The organism is Streptomyces sp. NBC_00704 (genome assembly GCF_036226605.1).
Lineage (GTDB): Bacteria > Actinomycetota > Actinomycetes > Streptomycetales > Streptomycetaceae > Streptomyces.
The window spans coordinates 2,791,399-2,808,142 of the sequence record NZ_CP109000.1; the positions used below are offsets into that span (position 1 = coordinate 2,791,399).

The window sequence follows — 16,744 nt, forward strand, 5'->3', positions numbered from 1 at the left end:
CCGGCCGATAGAAGAGGTGTGAGACTGTTCCGCCCCGTGAGGGGCCACCGGGAGGGCGACACGGACGCGGCGCTGCTGCGGGCCGTGGCGGACGGCGACCCGTCGGCGCTGGCCACGCTGTACGACCGGCATGCCGGATGGCTGTTCGCACGACTCGGCAGGCGCTGCGCCGACGCGGAGATCGTGCGCGAGGTGGTGCAGGACACCTTCGTGACCGTGTGGCGTTCGGCGGGCGCGCACGCCGGCAAGGAGGCGGGCGGCTGGCTGTGGACCATCGCCGCCCGCCGCCTCGTCGACGCGCGCCGCGTGCAGGAGCGGGCCGCGCGGGTCGAGACGGCGCGGGTGGAGGACTGGCCGTCGCCGGCCGTCGCCTCCGCCGAGGAGCGGGCGCTGACCGCCCTGGAGTTCGGCGACGTCGGCACCGCTCTCGACCGGATCTCGCCCGAACTGCGGGAGGTGCTGCGCGTGACCGTCGTCGACGGGCTCACCACCCGGGAGGCGGCCCGGCTGCTCGGCATACCCGAGGGCACGGTCAAGACCCGCGCGATGCGCGCCCGGGCCGAGCTTCGCGCGGCCCTCGCCCAACTGCAACCGCACCCGGCTCCGCATCCCCGTCCGGCGGGAGGCCCGGCATGAGCACGACCCCCTGGCACGCGTCCGACGACCTCGCCGCACGTTACGCGGACGGCTCCCTGCCGGAGTCGGACGCCTGGTCCCTGGAGAAGCACCTGGAGCGCTGCGGCGCGTGCGCGGCGCGCGTCTCGGCGGCCGTACGCCGCTCACCTGCGGCGGGGCCCGTACTGGCCGCGATACGCGAGGCGGTCCTCAGGGAGGCGACGCCGAGCGAGTCGGTCGCGTTCAGCGAGACGGCCGTGCCGAGCGAGTCGGCCGTGCAGAGCGACGCCGTACGCGAGAACGGCGGACTCAGGCACGCCGGACTCAAGGAAGCGAGGCTCAGGGAAGCGAGGCTCAGGGAAGCGAGGCTCAGGGAAGCCGGACTCAGGGAAGCCGGACTCAAGAAGGCAGCGCTCAAGCACACCGTGCTGAAGGACGCGGCGCTCGAACAGGCCGTGCTCAAGAACGCGGTGCACGAAAAGGCGGCGGTACTCAGGGAGGCGGCGCTCAAGGAGGCGGTCGGCGACCGGGCCCCGGAGGCCGGGCCGATGGCCGCTCACCCGGCCCACCCGGCCCACCCGGCCGATTCAGCCCGCCCGACCGGCTCGACGGGCTCGACGGATACGGCCGGTTCAGCCGACTCGGCCGGCTCGGCGCACCCGGTCCGCCCGGTCCCCCCGCCGCCTCGCCCCGGTCCCCCGGGCCGTTCCCCCCACCGTGCGCGTCAATGGTCCTTCTTCCTGGTCCGTGCGCTGTGGGCCGCGGGTCCCGCCGTCCGGGGCGCCTGGCTGCCCGCCGTGTCGCTGGTCGCCCTCGGCGCCCTCGGCCTCTCCTACGGGGGCGGGGCCGAGGCCGCGCGGCCGCTGCTGCTGGCGCTCGCGCCGCTGGCGCCCGTCGCCGGGGTCGCCCTCTCCTACGGGGTGCACGCCGACCCGCTGCACGAGATCGCGGCGGCCACACCGTCCGGAGGGCTGCGGCTGCTGCTGACGCGCACGGCCGCCGTACTCGCCGTCAGCCTGCCGCTGCTCACCCTCACCGGTCTGCTGCTGCCCGCCGCCGGTGCGCCGGGCGCGGCCGCCTGGCTGCTGCCGGGGCTCGCCCTGACGCTCGCCTCGCTGACGCTGGCGGGCTGGGTCGGCTGCCGTGCCGCCACCGCGCTGACGGGCGGGGGCTGGTCGTTCGCCGTCCTCGCCCCGGCGCTGACCGCGTCCGGCGGTCCCGCCCTCACCGGGCTGGCCGGGCAGCTCGACCACTACCTGGCCGGCCCTCGCGCCCAGGGCGCCTGGGGGGCCGCGGCCCTGCTGTGCGCCGCGCTGCTCGCCGCCCGCCGTTCCGCCTACGACCACATGGAGAAGCCGTGAGCACGATACGAGTGAGCGGACTGCGCGTGCGGCACCGCAGGGCCGTGGCGCTCGACGCCGTCGATCTCGACCTCGGCCCCGGGGTGCACGGACTGCTCGGCCCGAACGGCGCCGGCAAGACGTCGCTGATCCGGATCCTGGCGACCGTGGCGCGCCCGTCGGCCGGCCGGGTCGAGATCCTCGGCGAGGACGTCGGCGATCCGGCGCGGCGCGGCGCGGTCCGTGCGCGGCTCGGCTATCTGCCGCAGGAGTTCGGCTACTACCCGGGCTTCACCGTGCGCGAGTTCGTCGCGTACGTGGCGTGGCTGAAGGACATGCCCGCCGCGGACGTCCCGGACGCCGTCGACGCCGCCGTCCGGCGTGTCGGCCTCGGCGACCGGGCCGACGCCAAGGTGAGGACGCTGTCCGGCGGCATGATCCGCCGGGTGGGCATCGCCCAGGCCATCGTCAACGAGCCGGAGATCCTGCTCCTCGACGAGCCGACCGCCGGTCTCGACCCCGAGCAGCGCGTCGAGTTCCGCGCGCTGCTGCGCGAACTGGGCGCCCGCGCCACGGTCGTGGTCTCCACCCACCTGGTGGAGGACGTGGCCGCCGCCTGCACGGAGGTCACCCTCCTGGACGCGGGCAGGGTCGCCTACCGGGGCACCCCGGCCTCGCTCAGCGGCGTCGGCGAGGCCGCGGGGCCGGACGGCGTCGGCGACAACCCCCTCGAGCGCGGCTACACGGCGGCCCTGCGCGCCCACCGCACCCCCCTGGAGCCGACGCGATGACCCTCGTCACCGGAGATCCGGAGACCCTCGCCCCCGGGAAGCGGACCGCCCGGCCCGCCCCACCGCGCCCGCCGCACCCCCTGCGCGCCGAGGCCACCCGGGGTTTCGCCCCCTGGGCCGGAGCCGCCGCCTTCCTCACCCCGGCCGTGCTGCTGGCCGTCGAGGCGGACCGCTGGCAGGGCGGCTGGGCGGAGACCCGCACCGAACTGCACGCCATGCAGCTGGTCCTCGTACCGCTCGCGGCGGCCGCGGGCTGTTGGCAGGGCGGGCGGGAGCGGCGCCGGGGCACGGGGGAACTGTGGACGACGGTCGTGCGCGGACCGCTGGTCCGGTTGCTCGCGGCGGCGCTGCCGCTCGCGCTGTGGGTGGTGGCGGGCTATCTGCTCGCCGTGGCCGGGGCGCTGCTGGCGACCTGGCCGTACGCCCGGGGCGACCGGCCGTACGCGGACCTGCTGCCGGCCGACGTGGTGGCGCTCCTGGCCGCCGCGGTGGCCGGGCACGTCGTGGGGCGGGTGGTGGCCTGGCGGCCGGCGCCGCCGCTGCTGGCGGCGGCCGGATATCTCGCGCTGGCCCTGTCGGGAGAGGCGGGCGCGGGCGGTCTGCGCCGGCTGGACCCGGCGATGCCCGTGGCGGAGGGCCTGGTGCCGGTGGGGTGGCAGCCCGTCGCGATGTCCGTGTGGGTGTGCGGGCTGACGGCGGCGGCCGTTCTGGCGTACGCGCTGCGGGGGCGGCGTCGGCGTGCCGTCCTGCTGCCGTTGGCGGCGGCCGCGGCCGCGGGCGGGCTGCTGGTGCAGTCGGGGCCGGCGCTGTGGCGGGCGAACCCGGTGGAGGGCCGCCAGGTGTGCGACACCTCGACCGTGCCGCAGATCTGTGTGAACGCCCGCTACGCAGGCATGCTTCCGCAGGTGACGAAGGCGCTGTCGGGTGTCACCGGCCGCCTGGAGGGCGTACGGAACCTGCCCGTCCGGTTCGAGGACCGGCCGGGCGAGCCGGGTGACGGCGAGGTGCAGCTGCCCCTTCTGACGCCGATCGGCTGGTCGGTCGTGCGGGGCCGGCTGACCGATCCCGAGCAGTACGCGTGGGAAGCGGTGGCCGCGCTCCAGGAAGGCGCGCGGTGCGGCGAGCCCGGCGCGCGTCTGCGCGCGGTGGACGCCGCCGTCTCCGACCACCTCGCGCCGAACCCCCTCCAGGAGTACTTCGACGCGCTGGACGCGAAGGGAGACGCCGCCCGGCGGGCCGAGCTGAGGGAACGGCGGGCGGCTCGCGAGCGGCTGGCCTCGATGGACGCCGGCGAGCGGCGGACCTGGCTGTCGGCGTACTTCGCCGCGGTCGGCGACTGCGACCCGGCGGGGGTGCCCGCCCTGTGAGCCTCCACCGTCCCGCGCCGACCGGCATCGGCCTCTACGCCCGCTCGCGCGCCCTTCCCGTCACCCTTGCCCTGCTCGCCGTGACCTGCGCGTTCGCCGTGGGCGCGGCGCACCGGGCGGGCCAGGCGCACCCGGCCGCGGGCTGGTCGGCGCAGGTCGTGGCGTTGGCGCCGCTGTCGGCCGCCGCGCTGATCGGCGCGAGCCTGTACGCCCCGTCCGACGAGCTGGACCGCACGGCCGTGCGCCCCTGGTGGCTCCGCCGGCTGGTCCACCTGCTCGCCCTGTCGGCCCTGGCCTGCGTGCCGCCGGCGCTCGCCGTGCCCGGCGACGGGCCCGCCCTCGTCGCCGCGGTCTCGCTCCGCAACCTGCTCGGCTGCGTCGGCGTCACCGCGGTGGCGGCCGTCGTGGTGGGCGCCCGGCTGAGCTGGCTGCCCGCGTTCTGCTACCTCGGCGCGGTCCATCTCGCGTCGAGGGGGGTGCACGGGTGGGGGGTCACGGTGTGGGCGTGGCCGACGCGGCCGGGTCAGGAGGCGGGGGCGTGGCTGGCGGCGGGCGCGGTGTTCGTGGTGGGCACGGCGCTGCACGTGATCCGCGGCTCCCGGCCGGAGGGCACGCGCGCCTGAACGGCCGCGGGCGCGCGGGGCTGCGTACCGCGGGGTTTTCCGGACGCGGCCGGGCGGCCGCGTCCCGACGGGCCCCGCGGCCCGGCCATGGCCGACGCCCGGCCTGTCGTGCGGGGTCCGTGCGGGCCGGTACGTCAGGCCGCGGGCGCCGCGGGGCATGAAGAAGCCCGGAGCGGCCGGCTATGCGGAGATGCCGTCGATCCGGGCCAGGGCGTCGTCCGCGCCGTACGGTTGCAGGTACGGCAGCCAGCACGGGTCCCTGTGGCCCGTGCCGATGATGCGCCAGGCAAGGCCCGAGGGGGGCGCGGGTTTGTGACGCAGCCGCCAGCCGATCTCGACGAGGTGGCGGTCGGCCTTGACATGGTTGCAGCGACGGCAGGACGCGACGACGTTGTCCCACACGTGCTTGCCCCCGCGGCTGCGCGGGATGACGTGGTCGACGCTGGTGGCGACGCCACCGCAGTACATGCACCGGCCCCCGTCCCGCGCGAAGAGCGCTCGACGGGTCAGGGGGACAGGCCCGCGGTAGGGGACGCGGACGAACCGCTTGAGCCGGACCACGCTGGGTGCGGGGACTGTGACGGTCGCGCTGTGCATGAAGGCGCCGGATTCCTCCAGGGAGACGGCCTTGTTCTCCAGGACGAGGATGAGCGCGCGGCGGAGCGGTACGACGCCGAGCGGCTCGTACGACGCGTTGAGGACCAGGACATGCGGCACGGATGCCTCCTTGGGCGTCGGCGGCGCGTGGCTCGCGCCGGGACGATCTGCAGTCAGTCTCCCCTCTTGCCTGGTGGACGCGCCACCATGTCCCGGTAACGGGCTGGGAGTGTTTTCGACCACACCCTGTTTCTCCCCGGGATCACGCCCTGTTCACGCGCGGGTGAGGCCTGTCTCTCCTTTCCGGATCTCGCCGAACCCCACCCGATGCCCCGTTAGTGTGGTGGTCATGCCTGTCCGGTGACCTTTCCGTGACCTCGCAGCGCGCGTCGACGTCGACCGCCGCGCCGGACGGAGCAGCGCAGCACGTGGAGGTACCTGCCTTGTCCTTGTCCGCCGTCCTGTCGGCCGCCGGAGCGTCGCCCACGCCGATTCCCTCGGAGTCGCCGAGCGCGGTGACCGTCCCGTCCCTGCAGGACGCCCAGGAGAGCGCGACGAACGCGGCCAGCTGGGTCGAGCAGAACTGGTCGACGTGGTTGGCGATCGGTCTGCGCGTCCTGCTGATCCTGGTGATCGCGGTGGTGCTGAGAGTGGTGGTGCAGCGGTCGATCACCAAGCTGATCGACCGGATGACCCGCACCGTCGCCTCGGTGGACGGCACGGCGCTGGGCGGGCTGCTGGTCAACAACGAGCGGCGGCGGCAGCGCTCGCAGGCGATCGGGTCGGTGCTGCGCTCGGTGGCGAGCTTCCTGATCCTGGGCACGGCCGCGCTGATGGTGCTGGGCACCTTCGAGATCAATCTCGCCCCGCTGCTGGCCTCCGCGGGCGTCGCGGGCGTGGCGATCGGTTTCGGCGCCCGCAACCTGGTCACGGACTTCCTCTCCGGTGTGTTCATGATCCTGGAGGACCAGTACGGCGTCGGCGACCAGATCGACGCGGGCGTGGCCACCGGCGAGGTCATCGAGGTGGGGCTGCGCGTGACGAAGCTGCGCGGGGCCAACGGCGAGATCTGGTACGTCCGCAACGGCGAGGTGAAGCGGATCGGCAACCTGTCGCAGGGCTGGGCGACGGCCGGGGTCGACGTGACCGTCAGGGCGTCCGAGGACCTCGACCGGGTGAAGGCGACGCTGGACGAGGTCGCCGAGAAGATGAGCAAGGAGGAGCCCTGGAACGAGCTCCTGTGGAGCCCGATCGAGGTGCTCGGCCTGGACAGCGTCCTGCTCGACTCGATGGTCGTGCGGATCTCGGCGAAGACGATGCCGGGCAAGTCCCTGACGGTCGAGCGCGAGCTGCGCTGGCGCGTCAAGCGCGCCTTCGACGAGGCGGACATCCGCATCGTGGGCGGCGCGACCGCCCCGGTGACGGAGGACCCGGCCGATCCGGCGGCGGCCGTGGCGGCGCCGTCCGTCTTCTCCAACGCGGACTCGCCGCAGGTGGCGGCGACGACGCCGATCGTGCAGCCACGGGGGACGACGCCCGCGGCCAAGTAGGCCGTCCGGCCTCCCCGCGCTCGACCGAGGCGCCCCCGGGTAACGACTCCGTTGCCGCGGGGGCGTTTTGTCGTGTCGCGTCTTGACGCCCGCTTCGCCCCGGGCTTACGTTCCCTTCCACCGATAGGAAACTTTCCTAACAGTGCCGGATGTGGACGCGCGTCCGGCGGCGCTGAGAAGCTGTGCAGTCGAGAAAGGCAGGTGTCGATCCATGGCAGGAACCGCCGGCACGCCGGGCACCCCGCGCGTCCTGCGCGCCATGAACGACCGGGCGGCCCTCGACCTGCTCCTGGCGCACGGCCCCCTGTCCCGCACCCGCATCGGCAAGCTCACCGGCCTGTCCAAGCCCACCGCCTCGCAGCTCCTGGCCCGCCTGGAGGCCGCCGGGCTGGTGCTGGCCACCGGCACCACCGCGGGGCGCCCCGGCCCCAACGCCCAGCTGTACGAGGTCAATCCGGCCGCCGCGTACGCCGCAGGGCTCGACGTCACCCCCGAGCGCGTCCTCGCCGCCGTCGCCGACGTCACCGGCCGGACCGTGGGCACGCACGAGGTGCCCACGCCCGGCAGGAAGACCGCCGGCGCGGTCGTACGGCAGGTCACCGACGCGCTCGACGGCGCGGTGAAGGCGGCCGGCCTCACCCGGGCCGACGTGCGCCGGCTCGTCGTCGCCACCCCCGGCGCCTTCGACCCCACCACCGGACGCCTGCGCTACGCCTCCCACCTGCCCGGCTGGCACTCCCCCGCACTCCTCGACGACCTCGCCGCGGCCCTGCCGATGCCGGTCGAGTACGAGAACGACGTCAACCTCGCCGCCGTCGCCGAACAACGGCTCGGCGCGGCCCGCGGCCACGAGGACTTCGTCCTGCTGTGGAACGAGGGCGGTCTCGGCGCCGCGCTCGTCCTCGGCGGCCGGCTGCACCGCGGCTGGACCGGCGGCGCGGGAGAGGTGGGTTTCCTTCCGGTTCCGGGCGCGCCCCTGGTCCGGCAGGTGACCAAGGCCAACAGCGGCGGCTACCAGGAGCTGGCCGGCTCGCAGGCCCTGCCCCGGCTGGCCCGGGAGATCGGCATGACCTCGGTCCCGTCCGGCCCCTACGCCGAGGCCGCCGCGGCGCTCGTGGCACGGGCGGCCGCCGAGGACACCGTCCTGAACCGGCTGCTGCTCCAGACGTACGCGACCCGGCTCGCGACCGGTCTCGCCTCGCTCGTCTCCGTGCTCGACCCCGAACTCGTCGTCCTCAGCGGCGCCTCCCTGACCGCCGGCGGCGAGGTGCTGCGCGCCCTCGTCCAAGACGAGCTGGAGGAACTGGCCGCCTCGCGGCCCAAGCTCGTGATGGGCGACGTCACCGAACGGCCCGTGCTGCGCGGCGCACTGGAGAGCGCGCTCGCGGCCACCCGCGACGAGGTCTTCGACACCTCGCGCTAACCCCGCCGAGGCAGCCCCCTCACCCCCACCGCGCTCCGCTCCGCACACCTCACCCCACCTCACCTCACGTCTCACCGCACCGAACCTCCCTTCACCCTGCCCTGTCCTGCCCTGTTCCTGGAAGGCTCCGCCATGCCCGCACGCATACCCGAAGTCGTCCGAAAGGCGGCTTTCGCCCTCACCGCCTCCACGGCCCTGCTGCTGAGCACCACCGCCTGTACCGGCCAGTCCGAACCGCAGGCGGGCGACGACGCCTCCAAGGAGCAGACCATCACCTTCTGGCACGCCTGGAGCGCGCCGAACGAGGTGAAGGCCGTGAAGTCCCTGGTCGCGGGCTTCGAGAAGGCGCACCCCGCCATCCATGTGAACGTCGTCGGCAACATGACCGACGACAAGATCAACCAGGCGCTGCGCGCGGGCGGCAGCAAGGCGCCCGACGTGATCTCGTCGTTCACCACCAACAACGTCGGCAGGTTCTGCTCCTCCGGCGCCCTGGTCGACCTCGACCCCTTCTTCGAGAAGGCGCACATCGACCCCGCCGCCACCTTCCCGAAGGCGATGAACGAGTACACCCAGTACGACGGCGACCGCTGCGCCGCGCCCCTGCTCGGCGACGCCTACGGGCTCTACTACAACAAGACGGCCTTCGCGAAGGCGGGCGTCAAGTCCCCGCCGAAGACCTGGTCCGAGTTCGCGGCCGACGCCAGGAAGCTGACGATCGCCCGGGGCGACACGTACGAGCAGCTCGGCTTCATGCCGAACTACCACGGCTGGGAGACCACCACCGAGCACTACATGGGCCAGTTCTCGCCCACCTGGTTCAGCTCCGCCGGCAAGTCGACGATCGCCGCCGACCCGGCCGTCGCCGACGCCTTCACCCTGCAGAAGAAGCTTGTCGACGACCTCGGCGGCTTCCGGAAACTGGAGAGGTTCCGGGCCGGACTCGGCGACGAATGGGGTCCCAAGCACCCCTTCCAGACCGGCCAGGTGGCCATGCAACTGGACGGCGAGTGGCGTCTGGGCATGGCGACGGAGGCCGAGCCCGGCTTCGAGATCGGCGTCGCCCCGCTGCCCGTCCCCGACGACCGGGTGGACGAGTACGGCAAGGGCTACATCACCGGCACCATCGCCGGCATCGCCGCCACCAGCAAGAAGCAGAACGCCGCCTGGGAACTGCTGAAGTACATGACCACCGACACCGCCGCGGTCGTCGCCTTCTCCAACGCCATCCACAACGTGCCCTCCACGCTGGCCGCGCTGAAGTCCCCGGACCTGACGTACGACCCGCGCTTCAAGACGTTCCTCGACATCGCCGCCGACCCGAACTCGACCACCTCACCGGCCTCGGTCAACGGCGGCGTCTACCTGACGACCATCCAGCAGCTCGGCTACGACTACGAGAGCGGCAAGGTCACCGACCTGAAGGCCGGCCTGAAGAAGGCCGCGGCGCAGATCGACACGGACATCGCGCAGGCGAAGTAGCGATGGCGGCCACCCACACCCTGCGGGCGAAGCACCGGCGCTCGGCGCTGCGCACCCTCGCCTTCCTGTCGCCCTGGCTGATCGGCTTCGCGGTCTTCTTCGCGTACCCGATGATCTCGACGGTCTACTTCTCGTTCATGCACTACGACGGCTTCAGAGCGCCGACGTGGAGCGGCACGAAGAACTGGACGTACGTCTTCGAGCACTACCCGTTCTTCTGGCCCGCCCTGCGCAACACGCTCTGGCTCGTCGTGATCATGGTGACCCTGCGGGTCCTGTTCGGGCTCGGGATCGGCATGCTGATCACGAAGATCAAGACAGGCACGGGAGTCTTCCGGACCCTGTTCTACCTGCCCTACCTCGCCCCGCCGGTGGCGGCCACCATGGCGTTCGCGTTCCTGCTCAACCCCGGCACCGGACCGGTCGACTCCTTCCTGGAGCAGGCCGGCATCCCCGCCCCGGGCTGGTTCAACGACCCCGACTGGTCCAAGCCGGCCCTCACGCTGATGTTCCTGTGGGGCGTCGGCGACCTGATGGTCATCTTCATGGCCGCCCTGCTCGACGTGCCCAGGGAGCAGTACGAGGCGGCCGAACTCGACGGCGCGTCGGCGTGGCAGCGCTTCCGGTACGTCACTCTGCCCACCATCTCGCCGATCATCATGTTCGCGGTCGTCACCGGCGTGATCGCGGCGATGCAGTGCTACACGCAGCCGCTCGTCGCCGGCAAGGTCGCCTCGGGCGTCATCCAGGGCGCGGGCACCATGTTCGAGCCCGGCTACCCCGAGCACTCCACGCTCACCCTCCCCCAGCTCGTCTACAACCTCGGCTTCCAGCGCTTCGACTACGGCTCCGCCTGTGTCGTCGCCCTCGTCCTGTTCGCCCTGTCGATGGCGTTCACCGCGCTGTTGATGCGGCGCCGGGGCGGTCTCGTCCAGGCAGGTGACTGACGCTCATGACCCACGTACGGGAACGCCCGGCCGAGCAGACGGCTCCGCCCTCCTCGCCCGCCGGGCGCACCGCCCGCCGCAGAGCGCTGCTGGAATGGATCGCCGTCCACTCCCTGGGCGTGGCCGCGGCCCTGTTCTTCACGCTCCCCTTCGTGTTCGTGTTCCTCACCTCCCTGATGAGCGACTCGCAGGCGCTCAGCCGGGACCTGGTCCCGCACACCTGGGAGTGGGGCAACTACCGCAAGGTCTTCGACACACCCGGCTTCCTCGTCTGGTGGCGCAACACGCTGCTGTACGCGGGCCTGGGCACCGTCCTCACGGTCGTCTCCTCGGTGCCCGTCGCGTACGCGCTGGCCAAGTTCCGCTTCCGGGGCCGCAATCTGACGCTGATGCTGGTGATCTCGATGATGATGCTGCCGCCGCAGGTGGTCGTCATCCCGATGTACCTGTTCTGGGCCAAGCAGCTGGACCTGTCGGGCACCTTGTGGCCGCTGGTCGTCCCGCTGGCGTTCGGCGACGCGTTCTCGATCTTCCTGCTGCGCCAGTTCCTGACGACGATCCCCGACGAGTACCTCGACGCGGCGAAGGTGGACGGCTGCGGCGACCTGCGCACCCTGCTGAAGGTCGTCCTGCCGATGGCGAAGCCCGGCATCGCCGCCGTCGCCCTCTTCCAGTTCTTCGCCGCCTGGAACGACTACTTCGGCCCGCAGATCTACGCCTCGGAGAACCCGGACGCCTGGACGCTCTCCTACGCCCTGGAGTCGTTCAAGGGCGCGCACCACACCGACTGGAACCTCACCATGGCGGCCACCGTGCTCGTCATGGCCCCCGTGATCCTCGTGTTCTTCTTCGCGCAGAAGGCGTTCGTCGAAGGTGTCACCCTCACCGGAGTAAAGGGTTAACAAGGCATGAAACTCACCGTGGTCGGCGGCGGCTCGACCTACACACCCGAACTCGTCGACGGCTTCGCGCGCCTGCGGGACACTCTGCCCGTGGAGGAACTGGTCCTCGTCGACCCGGCGGCCGGCCGTCTGGAGCTCGTCGGCGGTCTGGCCCGGCGCATCTTCGCCCGGCAGGACCACCCCGGCCGGATCGTCACCACCTCCGACCTGGACGCGGCCGTCGACGGCGCCGACGCCGTGCTGCTGCAACTGCGGGTCGGCGGCCAGGCGGCACGGCTCCAGGACGAGACCTGGCCCCTGGACTGCGGCTGCGTCGGCCAGGAGACGACCGGCGCGGGCGGCCTGGCGAAGGCGCTGCGCACCGTCCCGGTGGTCCTGGACATCGCCGAACGCGTCCGGCGGGCCAACCCGCGCGCGTGGATCATCGACTTCACCAACCCGGTCGGCATCGTCACCCGCGCCCTGCTCCAGGCCGGTCACCGGGCGGTCGGTCTGTGCAACGTGGCGATCGGCCTGCAACGCAAGTTCGCGGCCCTCCTCGACGTGGCGCCGGCCGAGCTGCACCTCGACCACGTGGGCCTGAACCACCTCACCTGGGAGACCGGGGTACGGCTGCACGGGCCCGAGGGCGAGGACGTCCTGCCGCGCCTGCTGGCCCGCCACGCCGACGCGATCGCCACCGACCTGCGGCTGCCCCCCGCCCTGCTGGACCGGCTGGGCGTCATCCCCTCGTACTACCTGCGCTACTACTACGCGCACGACGAGGTCGTACGGGAACTGCGCACCAAGCCGTCGCGGGCGGCGGAGGTGGCGGCGATGGAGAAGGAGCTGCTGTCGCTGTACGCCGACCCGGCCCTCGACGAGAAGCCGGCGCTGCTGGCCCGGCGCGGCGGGGCCTTCTACTCGGAGGCGGCGGTGGACCTGGCGGCGGCGCTGCTGACCGGCTCGGGCAGCCCCTACCAGGTGGTGAACACCCGCAACGACGGCACGCTGCCCTTCCTCCCGGACGACGCGGTGATCGAGGTCCAGGCGGCCGTGGGGCCCGGCGGGGCCTCCCCGCTGCCCGTGCCGGCCGCCGACCCGCTCCGCACGGGCCTGATGGCGCAGGTGACCGCCTACGAGGACCTGGCCCTGGACGCGGCCCTGCGCGGCGGCCGCGACCGCGTGTTCAAGGCGCTGCTGTGCCACCCCCTGATCGGCCAGTACGAGTACGCCGAAGAGCTGACCGACCGACTGGTCGCACACAACCGGGAGCATCTCGCGTGGGCCTGACGGCAAGCGTTCTCGCCATCGACGCGGGCAACAGCAAGACCGACGTCGCGGTGGTGGCGGCCGGCGGGGAGGTGCTCGCCACGGCCCGCGGCGGCGGCTTCCGACCGCCCGCGGTGGGCGTGGCGGCGGCCGTGGACGACCTCGCGGACACCGTCACGCGCGCGTACGAGGCCGCCGGGGTCCCGTCCGCGACCCATGTGTCGGCCTGCCTCGCCAACGCGGATCTGCCGGTCGAGGAGGCCCAGTTGGCGGCCGCCCTGCACGCGCGCGCGTGGGGCGGGTCGGTGGACGTCCGCAACGACACCTTCGCGATCCTGCGGGCGGGCGTGGCCGAACCGCGGGGGGTGGCCGTGGTGTGCGGCGCCGGCATCAACTGCGTGGGCATGCGCCCCGACGGCCGCACGGCCCGCTTCCCGGCGCTCGGCCGGCTCTCCGGGGACTGGGGCGGCGGCTGGGGGCTGGCCGAGGAGGCCCTGTGGCACGCGGCGCGGGCGGCGGACGGCAGAGGAGGACCGACGGACCTCACCCGCACCCTTCCCGCCCACTTCGGCCTGCCGACCGTGTACGCGCTGATCGAGGCCCTGCACCTGGAGCGCGTCCCGCCGTCGCGCCGCCACGAACTGACCCCGGTCCTCTTCGCGACGGCGGCGCGGGGCGACGCGGTCGCGCGCGCGGTCGTCGACCGCCTGGCGGAGGAGGTGGCGACGATGGCGACGGTGGCGCTGACCCGCCTGGAACTGCTGGAGGAGGAGACGCCGGTGCTGCTCGGCGGCGGAGTCCTCACGGCGGGCCACGCACAACTGGACGACCGGGTGCGCGAACTGCTGGCGGCCAGGGCCCCCAAGGCGGTGCCCCGCGTGGTGCGCGCACGGCCGGTGCTCGGGGCGGCGCTGCTGGGCCTGGACCACGTGGGCGCGCCGGCCCGGGCGCAGCGCACCACCCGGGCCTTCTTCGAGGCCTGAGCGCGCGACGCCCGGCGCCGCCGGGAACGGCGGAGCCCCACGGGGCACGGGAGGCCGGAAATCCCGGTGGCCCGGAATCCCGGGGCCCGGAATCCCGGGGCCCGGAATCCCGGGGCCCGGAACGCTGTGCGGCGGGCGTGCGCCCGGTTCACGCCCGCGCGCCGCTCGCGACGCGAGCCCCCCGGAAGGAACCGAACACCCGCCGCAGACGTATTCATGAGCAGGGGGGACTGCGATCTGATCAAGATCGAGTGAAGGCCGGTGCGCACGACGCCTCCCGACAGCGATACTTACCGGCGGGAGATGACCATGGGGGAGGTCGAACAGTGGCAGACCTGGCAAGCCCGCCGACCAGAACGACGCCACCGCCGGCACGCCGTACGGCGTTCGCCGAGGGTGTCGACACGGTCCGCGCCGCGGCGACGACCGAACCGGGGCGGCTGCGCATCATCGGCGCTCTTCTCGCGCTCCTCGTCCTCGCCTTCGGCGCGGTGACGGCCTGGCAGACGACCGACCGCCGGGCCGCCGCCGACGACGTGCTGCACAAGAGCCAGCCGCTCAGCTCGGCCGCCGCCGACATCTACCGTTCGCTGGCCGACGCCAACACGGCCGCCTCCAGCGGCTTCCTGGCGGGCGGCCAGGAGACGGCGGCGTCCCGGCAGCGCTACGAGGAGGACATCGACAAGGCGGCCGCGGAACTCGTCACCGCGGCGAGCAACGCCGATCCCGGCTCCCCCTCCACCGAGTTCATCACCCGGCTGAACACGCTGCTGCCCGAGTACAAGGGCCTGGTGGAGCGTGCGCGGACGTACAACCGGCAGGGCTTCCCGGTCGGCGGCGCCTATCTGCGCTACGCCAACGAGAAGATGCAGGACGAGATGCTCCCGGCGGCGGAGGACCTCTACCAGTTGGAGAACCGGCGGCTGCGCGACGACTACGGCGACGCGACCCCCTACCCGTGGGCGGCGATCGCGCTGGGCGTCGTCGCGCTGGCCGCCCTGGCCTGGGCGCAGCACCGCAACTACCGCCGCACGAACCGGGTCCTGAACCACGGCCTGGTCGCCGCGTCGGCGGCCACCGCGGTCGTCCTGCTGTGGCTGGCCGTCGGGCACACGGTGGCCCGCGCGGGCCTGAACTCCTCCTACGACGACGGCGTCCGTTCGCTGAACGTCCTGCACGACGCCCGTATCGCCTCCCTCAAGGCGCGCGGCAACGAGAACCTGACGCTGGTCTCGCGCGGCGCCGAGACGGTGAAGGTGACGGCCGACGGCGACGAGATCACCCTCGACAAGTACGACCACGAGTTCACCACCGACATGGGCACCCTCGACAAGGGCCTCAGCCTCGCGGCGAAGCTCGCCGACGACCGCTCGGGCGAGAAGCCGGTGGCGACGGCCGAGAGCAACATGGCGGAGTGGAAGAAGCGCCACACCGCGGCCCGCGCCCAGGACGACAACGGCAACTACGAGCAGGCGCTCGCCCTGGTGATCGGCGGCAAGGACGCGACCGGCGCGTGCTTCGACGGCGTCGACAAGAACCTGGCGATCGCGCTGGCGCACGAGCAGACCGAGTTCCGGCAGGCCGCGGGCAACGGTCTGGACGCGATGACCGGCCTGTCCGTCGGGGCCGCCGTGCTCGCCGTGCTGGCAGCCGCGGGCGCGGTCCTCGGCATCGGGCGCAGACTGTCGGAGTACCGGTGATGGGGGACGTGACGACGATGCGTGCGCGACGTGTGCGGGCCCGGCTGCGGGGCTGGGGCGGAGTGGGAGCGATGGCGGCCGGCTGCGCCCTCGCGCTGGCGCTCGTGCTGATGCTGCCGTGGGCCCGCTCCGGCGGCGCCGCGGCCCCCGGCCGCACCGGCGGCAAGGTCGCCGAGGCGAGCCAGGCGGCGGACGCCGACTGCACGGCCCCCGAGAAGCAGACGCCGGCGCCGTCGGCCGCGGACGGCCCGGCCATCGCCGCGATCAAGGCCCGCCAGGGCGAGAAGCGCAAGCTCGTCGTCGGCGTCGACCAGAACAGCTACCGGTGGGGCTACCGCGACCCCAACAACACCGGTGCGGCGCTGGAGGGTTTCGACATCGACCTGGTCCACCGCATCGCGCAGGACATACTCGGCGACCCGAACGCGGTCCAGTTCAAGGCCATCCCCACCAACCAGCGCGTCCCGGCCGTCCAGGAGGGCCGGGTGGACATGGTGGTCCGCACGATGACGATCTCCTGCAGCCGGCTGAAGGACGTGGCGTTCTCCGCGCCCTACTTCAAGACCGGTCAGCAGGTCCTCGCCCCCAAGTCCTCGAAGATCACCGGCTACGACGGCAGTCTGGCGAAGTCCAGGGTCTGCACGGCGGCCGGTTCCACGGCCAACACCAAGCTGGCCGACGACAGGAAGGCGGGCCGGCTCGGCGCGGGCGTCGACATCGCCACCACCGTCCCCAACCAGCTCGACTGCCTGGTACGGCTCCAGCTCGGCGAGGTCGACGCCGTGGTCACCGACGGCGCGCTCGCGGCCAGCCAGGCCGCCCAGGACCCGACCGTCGAACTCAAGGGCGCCCCCTTCACGACCGAGTACTACGGCGTGGCGATGAAGAAGGACGCCGACGACCTGGTACGCCGGGTCAACCAGATCCTGGTGCAGTACCGCGCGAGCGGCTGGCAGACGTCGTACGACAGATGGCTGTCGGCGACACTGGGCGCCGACGCGGCGACCTCCAGGCCGCCCGCGCCGCAGTACCTGCGAACGGGCTGACGGGGCCGCGGGACGGGGCGAGGGAGCGGGGCGAGGGAGCGCGGCGGACGGCCGCCGGCGCGGGACGCCGGGCGGGCGGACCACCGAACGGACAACCACAGAGCGGGCAGACACCGAGCGGGCACAC

Annotated in this window: 15 protein-coding genes; 14 read left to right on the plus strand and 1 reads right to left on the minus strand. The window is 73.4% G+C overall.

Annotation, left to right across the window (positions count from 1 at the left end):
- Window positions 1-18 precede the first annotated feature (18 nt).
- The 5 genes from OG802_RS12225 to OG802_RS12245 are packed head-to-tail and all read left to right on the plus strand — an operon-like array spanning window position 19 to window position 4,736.
- The gene (locus tag OG802_RS12225; RefSeq protein WP_329409956.1) at window positions 19-636 is read left to right on the plus strand and encodes an RNA polymerase sigma factor; all 618 of its coding nucleotides are present in this window, start codon (window positions 19-21) and stop codon (window positions 634-636) included.
- A complete protein-coding gene (locus OG802_RS12230; RefSeq protein WP_329409957.1) occupies window positions 633-1,976 on the plus strand; it encodes a zf-HC2 domain-containing protein in 1,344 nt (447 codons plus the stop codon). Before OG802_RS12225 ends, OG802_RS12230 begins: the two co-directional genes overlap by 4 nt.
- Window positions 1,973-2,746 carry an ABC transporter ATP-binding protein gene (locus tag OG802_RS12235; protein ID WP_329409958.1) on the plus strand — a complete coding sequence of 258 codons (774 nt, stop codon included), beginning with the start codon at window positions 1,973-1,975 and terminating at the stop codon, window positions 2,744-2,746. The genes OG802_RS12230 and OG802_RS12235 overlap by 4 nt, the downstream gene beginning before the upstream one ends.
- Window positions 2,743-4,113, plus strand: a complete 1,371-nt coding sequence (locus OG802_RS12240) for a hypothetical protein (protein WP_329409959.1) — start codon at window positions 2,743-2,745, stop codon at window positions 4,111-4,113. The genes OG802_RS12235 and OG802_RS12240 overlap by 4 nt, the downstream gene beginning before the upstream one ends.
- Window positions 4,110-4,736, plus strand: a complete 627-nt coding sequence (locus tag OG802_RS12245; protein WP_329409961.1) for a hypothetical protein — start codon at window positions 4,110-4,112, stop codon at window positions 4,734-4,736. The genes OG802_RS12240 and OG802_RS12245 overlap by 4 nt, the downstream gene beginning before the upstream one ends.
- Window positions 4,737-4,916: 180 nt before the next feature.
- On the opposite strand, the gene OG802_RS12250 is transcribed toward OG802_RS12245, so the two are convergent.
- Window positions 4,917-5,453 (minus strand): HNH endonuclease, encoded by a 537-nt coding sequence (locus OG802_RS12250; RefSeq protein ID WP_108999468.1) that lies wholly within the window; start codon window positions 5,451-5,453, stop codon window positions 4,917-4,919.
- A gap of 323 nt (window positions 5,454-5,776) precedes the next feature.
- On the opposite strand from OG802_RS12250, the gene OG802_RS12255 reads away from it, so the two are divergent.
- The 9 genes from OG802_RS12255 to OG802_RS12295 all read left to right on the plus strand — a co-directional run bounded on the left by OG802_RS12255 (window position 5,777) and on the right by OG802_RS12295 (window position 16,617).
- Entirely contained in the window at window positions 5,777-6,883 is a 1,107-nt protein-coding gene (locus OG802_RS12255) for a mechanosensitive ion channel family protein (protein ID WP_329409964.1), read from the plus strand.
- Window positions 6,884-7,094: 211 nt separating this feature from the next.
- On the plus strand, window positions 7,095-8,306 hold the full coding sequence (locus OG802_RS12260) for an ROK family transcriptional regulator (protein ID WP_329409965.1): 1,212 nt from the start codon (window positions 7,095-7,097) through the stop codon (window positions 8,304-8,306).
- A gap of 132 nt (window positions 8,307-8,438) precedes the next feature.
- Window positions 8,439-9,788 carry an ABC transporter substrate-binding protein gene (locus OG802_RS12265; RefSeq protein WP_329409967.1) on the plus strand — a complete coding sequence of 450 codons (1,350 nt, stop codon included), beginning with the start codon at window positions 8,439-8,441 and terminating at the stop codon, window positions 9,786-9,788.
- A gap of 2 nt (window positions 9,789-9,790) precedes the next feature.
- Window positions 9,791-10,735: a carbohydrate ABC transporter permease gene (locus OG802_RS12270; RefSeq protein WP_329409969.1), complete on the plus strand. Its 945-nt coding sequence runs from the start codon at window positions 9,791-9,793 to the stop codon at window positions 10,733-10,735.
- A 5-nt stretch (window positions 10,736-10,740) separates the two neighbouring features.
- Entirely contained in the window at window positions 10,741-11,637 is an 897-nt protein-coding gene (locus OG802_RS12275; RefSeq protein ID WP_329409970.1) for a carbohydrate ABC transporter permease, read from the plus strand.
- Window positions 11,638-11,643: 6 nt separating this feature from the next.
- Window positions 11,644-12,909 carry a 6-phospho-beta-glucosidase gene (locus OG802_RS12280; protein WP_329409972.1) on the plus strand — a complete coding sequence of 422 codons (1,266 nt, stop codon included), beginning with the start codon at window positions 11,644-11,646 and terminating at the stop codon, window positions 12,907-12,909.
- Complete coding sequence (locus tag OG802_RS12285) at window positions 12,900-13,871, plus strand: N-acetylglucosamine kinase (RefSeq protein WP_329409975.1); 972 nt, start codon at window positions 12,900-12,902, stop codon at window positions 13,869-13,871. Before OG802_RS12280 ends, OG802_RS12285 begins: the two co-directional genes overlap by 10 nt.
- 326 nt (window positions 13,872-14,197) lie before the next feature.
- Window positions 14,198-15,571, plus strand: a complete 1,374-nt coding sequence (locus OG802_RS12290) for a hypothetical protein (RefSeq protein WP_329409976.1) — start codon at window positions 14,198-14,200, stop codon at window positions 15,569-15,571.
- Window positions 15,572-15,588: 17 nt separating this feature from the next.
- Window positions 15,589-16,617: a glutamate ABC transporter substrate-binding protein gene (locus OG802_RS12295; RefSeq protein ID WP_329409978.1), complete on the plus strand. Its 1,029-nt coding sequence runs from the start codon at window positions 15,589-15,591 to the stop codon at window positions 16,615-16,617.
- Window positions 16,618-16,744 lie beyond the last annotated feature (127 nt).

What these genes read in the sequence shown, in the direction of transcription:
- OG802_RS12270 (WP_329409969.1), top strand. Translation starts at nt 9,791, where the DNA reads ATGGCGGCCACCCACACCCTGCGGGCGAAGCACCGGCGCTCGGCGCTG.
- OG802_RS12240 (WP_329409959.1), top strand. Translation starts at nt 2,743, where the DNA reads ATGACCCTCGTCACCGGAGATCCGGAGACCCTCGCCCCCGGGAAGCGG.
- OG802_RS12275 (WP_329409970.1), top strand. Translation starts at nt 10,741, where the DNA reads ATGACCCACGTACGGGAACGCCCGGCCGAGCAGACGGCTCCGCCCTCC.
- OG802_RS12265 (WP_329409967.1), top strand. Translation starts at nt 8,439, where the DNA reads ATGCCCGCACGCATACCCGAAGTCGTCCGAAAGGCGGCTTTCGCCCTC.
- OG802_RS12230 (WP_329409957.1), top strand. Translation starts at nt 633, where the DNA reads ATGAGCACGACCCCCTGGCACGCGTCCGACGACCTCGCCGCACGTTAC.
- OG802_RS12295 (WP_329409978.1), top strand. Translation starts at nt 15,589, where the DNA reads ATGCGTGCGCGACGTGTGCGGGCCCGGCTGCGGGGCTGGGGCGGAGTG.
- OG802_RS12280 (WP_329409972.1), top strand. Translation starts at nt 11,644, where the DNA reads ATGAAACTCACCGTGGTCGGCGGCGGCTCGACCTACACACCCGAACTC.
- OG802_RS12260 (WP_329409965.1), top strand. Translation starts at nt 7,095, where the DNA reads ATGGCAGGAACCGCCGGCACGCCGGGCACCCCGCGCGTCCTGCGCGCC.